Below are 3,687 nucleotides of genomic sequence, written 5' to 3'. Positions count from 1 at the left end.
AAATAGTGACCAATATAAATAGTGACCAATATAAATAGTTATCTATATAAATAGTATAAAAGGCACAACATAAATTGACACATAGTATATGTGATAACTGAAATCATTTTATCAAAATATGTCTATTTAGGGCATATTTGTTACTTGCCAACAAATATCAATGATGAATTCAGATAGAAGTAGGATGATTTTTGAATCACTATTTATTAATAACTAACGATATTAAGGAATAAAAATATGTCTAAGATTTTGATTTTAATCGGAGTGGTTTTAGTGATATTAGGGGTAATTTGGACAGCTTTTCCAGGTGCTTTATCATGGTTTGGTAAGTTACCTGGTGATGTACGCTATGAGTCTGGCAATACAAGGTTTTATTTTCCTGTTGTAACCATGATCGTGGTTAGTGTGGTATTAAGTATTTTAATAAACTTGTTTAGACGCTAGATGACATAACTATTAGAACTTTAAAAAATAAAGATCATTAAATAAGCAATCTTAACTTGAGATTTTATATGGTTTAAGTAATGTTTCGAATTACTATATTCAAGTTAAGCATTTTTATAGGTGACATTAGTTAATGCCACGTCAGGACTAATGTGCTATATTATTGCGCTTTATAATTTTACTTACAGTACTTTTTAAACTGTGTGCTTCCTCATTCTTTCAGTATAACTTTAAAAGCTGCAAAGCATTATGATAACTGCCATGAGCGATATGATTGTATTAGATCAAGTCTACAAAAAATTTCAAACTCAAAAGGACGGTAAGCTTAGTTGGTTTACCGCAGTTGAGCCTATCTCTTTGAGCATTAAACAAGGAGAAATCTTTGGTTTAATGGGGTATTCAGGTGCCGGCAAGTCAACCTTATTACGTTTGATGAATTTACTTGAGCGTCCTGATGGTGGATCAGTCACAATTGATGGTGAGGTGCTAACTGACTTAAACCCTAAACAATTAAGGGTTGCCCGTCATAACGTAGGCATGATATTCCAGCAGTTTAATTTAATGTCTAATAGAACTGTCTTCGATAATGTGGCTTTTAACCTAAATGTTTCAGGCTATGCCAAAGCAAACATTTACAGTCGTGTCATGGAATGCCTTGAGATAGTAAATCTGACAGATAGAGCCAATTATTATCCTGCTCAATTGTCTGGCGGTCAAAAGCAGCGTGTTGGTATTGCACGTGCCATAGCGCCTAATCCAAAAGTTTTATTGGCCGATGAACCTACCAGCGCTTTAGACCCTTCTACCACGCGTGCGTTATTAAGCACATTAAAAGAAGTGAATAAAAAGCTCGGAGTTACCATTGTCATTGTGACCCATGAGATGAGTGTAATTCGACGCATTTGTAATCGCGCTGCGTTATTAGATCAAGGGAAGTTATTGGAAGTCGCTGATATAACTAATGGTCAAATCATTGCCACTACTGAAATAGGCCGCGGTTTGGTTCAAGAGGATTAACAAATGCTAGCAATGACTTTTAATGATGCCACCGCTCGCCTTTGGGAGCTTCATAAAGAAATATGGCAAGCCACAATTGATACCTTTGTAATGATGGGTATTGCTACCACAGCAGCGATTATAATAGGGGGCTTATTTGGAATATTTTTGTTTTTATTCAGCGATAAACAGTTATTACAGAATAAATCCCTATATGCTCTATTAGGTGGCATAACCAATTTTATGCGGGCATTCCCCTTTGTTATTTTAATGATCGCAATGAGTCCGTTTACTAAATCGTTGATTGGTACCAGTATTGGACCGGTTGCAGCTTCTTTAGTATTGGCACTGGCAGGCTCGTTTTATTTTGCTCGTTTGGTTGAGCAGAATTTACGTGAAGTGCCACGCGGAATTATTGAAGCAACTGAGTCTATGGGGGCAAGTCCATTGACTATAATAAAAGTATTATTAACTGAAGCTCGTTCAGGATTGGTACTTTCAGTCACTATATTATGTATCAGTTTGCTATCTTATTCAGCAGCAGCAGGGATGATTGGTGGTGGTGGGCTTGGGGATTTGGCTATTCGTTATGGTTATTATCGTTACCAGACTGAAGTGATGATTTTTATTGTGATTATGCTATCAGTAATGGTAATTGCTATTCAAGGTATTGGTAATTTGCTAGCAGCCAAGTTAGATAAGCGTTAAAACTGTGTTGTCTTCTATTTTTAAACGAAACCTTTAGACGAATAGCCTACATAATTTCAAACAAAAAATTTAATATTCAATCAAGAACTGCTAGATGAATACTTCTAAATGAATTTTACTCATAAGCAGTACCAAAAGATTCATTTGGACCTAAATTAATTTCAATTAGAATGTAAACTTTATTTCAGCAACCATTAAATTTTTATAGCATTATTTATAACATTGAAACTAGTATTATTAATTCACCTTGTAAAAAACTTTCTTATTTAAAGGATAGAGTCATGAAGTTAGCAGATATTCGTAATCAGGTAGTGTCAGCAACGGCTGTAGTAGGTATTTCAGTTATGGTTTTAGTCGGCTGTAACAATGCGAATCAAGAAACTGCCAGTACAGATAAAGCAACAGATTCTACGAAAGATAAGAAGACCATTGTAATTGGCACCACCGAAGGCGACTTCGCTGATATGGTTCGCGATCAAGTCAAAAGCGACTTAGAAGCAAAAGGCTACACAGTTAAGCTTACTACTTTTACAGATTATGTACGCCCAAATATAGCACTTGCTCAAGGTGATTTGGATATCAATATATTCCAGCATAAGCCATACTTAGATACTTTCAAAAAAGAAAACAACTTAGATTTAGTTGAAGTATTTCAAGTGCCTACAGCGCCTTTAGGCATATATAGTGGTAAGAAGAAGGCCTTAAATGAAGCTTACAATGGCATGAAAGTATCTGCTCCTAACGATCCAAGTAACTTTGCTCGTGCTTTGGTGATGATGAATGATTTAGGTTGGATTACTTTAAAAGACAACGTAGATCCTCTGACAGCTTCTAAATCAGATATTGCTAGTAACCCAATGAATATTGATATTGTTGAACTTGAAGCTGCCCAATTGCCAAGAGCTCGTGATGAAGTTGACTTCGCAATTATCAACGGTAACTATGCAACGGACTCAGGCATAAAATTAACCGATGCTTTGTATCAAGAAAAAAGCTTTGCTTATGTAAACTGGTCAGCGGTTAAGACTGCAGATAAAGATGCTAAATGGGTCAAAGACGTGACTGATTCTTATAATTCTGACAGCTTTAAGGCTTATGCACATAAAACTTTCCCAGGTTATAAATATCCAAAAATATGGAACGAAGATCAAACTGCTCAAAGCAAATAACTTTACTGTAAAAGATAATAATCATTGTAAAAATTATTATGACTATAAAAGATTATTATGATTGTTAAATAATCCTAGAGTTTTGATTTCATACTTAATGAATTAAAATTATCCAAGTGATAAAAAACCTGTTATCTACGAAGTATAATAACTTTGTGATATCAGGTTTTTTTATGAGACATCATTATCTAAGGGCAAGTTTAAAAGAGGCTTGGATTTTAAAATTAACATCGAGATATGAGCCTATATTTGTTAGACTTAAGCTTAGCCATTTACAAACCTTAGTGCATCGTATTATTAGCACTGATTAGTCTTCTTATTAGGGCGTGTTGAACATTGGGATAAAAAGAAGGTGACAAAAAAATAGCAA

General features: G+C 34.7%; 4 protein-coding genes. All 4 read left to right on the top strand.

Going from position 1 to position 3,687, the window contains the following annotated elements:
• Window positions 1–237 precede the first annotated feature (237 nt).
• The 4 genes from QZ265_RS03645 (at window position 238) to QZ265_RS03630 (ending at window position 3,317) form a co-directional block, all read left to right on the top strand.
• Window positions 238–444, top strand: a complete 207-nt coding sequence (locus QZ265_RS03645) for a DUF2905 domain-containing protein (RefSeq protein ID WP_296403509.1) — start codon at window positions 238–240, stop codon at window positions 442–444.
• A gap of 261 nt (window positions 445–705) precedes the next feature.
• Window positions 706–1,461 carry a methionine ABC transporter ATP-binding protein gene (locus tag QZ265_RS03640; RefSeq protein WP_296403507.1) on the top strand — a complete coding sequence of 252 codons (756 nt, stop codon included), beginning with the start codon at window positions 706–708 and terminating at the stop codon, window positions 1,459–1,461.
• Window positions 1,462–1,551: 90 nt separating this feature from the next.
• Entirely contained in the window at window positions 1,552–2,148 is a 597-nt protein-coding gene (locus QZ265_RS03635; protein WP_296403543.1) for a methionine ABC transporter permease, read from the top strand.
• Between the two features lie 281 nt (window positions 2,149–2,429).
• On the top strand, window positions 2,430–3,317 hold the full coding sequence (locus tag QZ265_RS03630; protein WP_296403506.1) for a MetQ/NlpA family ABC transporter substrate-binding protein: 888 nt from the start codon (window positions 2,430–2,432) through the stop codon (window positions 3,315–3,317).
• The last annotated feature ends 370 nt before the right edge of the window (window positions 3,318–3,687 follow it).

The organism is Psychrobacter sp. (assembly GCF_018260395.1).
Lineage (GTDB): Bacteria > Pseudomonadota > Gammaproteobacteria > Pseudomonadales > Moraxellaceae > Psychrobacter.
This window is presented reverse-complemented; position numbering and strand designations above follow the sequence as displayed.